Source organism: Flagellimonas lutimaris, assembly GCF_003581615.1.
Taxonomy (GTDB): domain Bacteria; phylum Bacteroidota; class Bacteroidia; order Flavobacteriales; family Flavobacteriaceae; genus Flagellimonas; species Flagellimonas lutimaris.
Map to the genome: position 1 here is coordinate 1 of NZ_QXFH01000028.1, position 233 is coordinate 233.

1 protein-coding gene is annotated in these 233 nt (G+C 54.9%); it reads left to right on the top strand.

The window, feature by feature from the left end:
* A partial coding sequence (gene psbW, locus D2V08_RS18165; RefSeq protein ID WP_147374029.1) for a photosystem II reaction center protein PsbW occupies positions 1-228 on the top strand: 228 nt, incomplete at its 5' end.
* Between the last annotated feature and the right edge of the window lie 5 nt (positions 229-233).

The window sequence follows — 233 nt, forward strand, 5'->3', positions numbered from 1 at the left end:
ATGGGTGCTTCAATGATGGCGGCGGCTTGCGCGGCGGCGATGTCGAGCCCGGCGGCGATGGCCCTGGTGGATGAGAGAATGAGCACAGAGGGAACCGGGCTGCCATTCGGGCTGAGCAACAACCTTCTCGGTTGGATCTTGTTTGGTGTGTTTGGTTTGATTTGGGCACTCTACTTTGTGTATGTCTCCAATCTTGAAGAGGATGAGGAATCGGGCTTATCTCTTTGAAACCC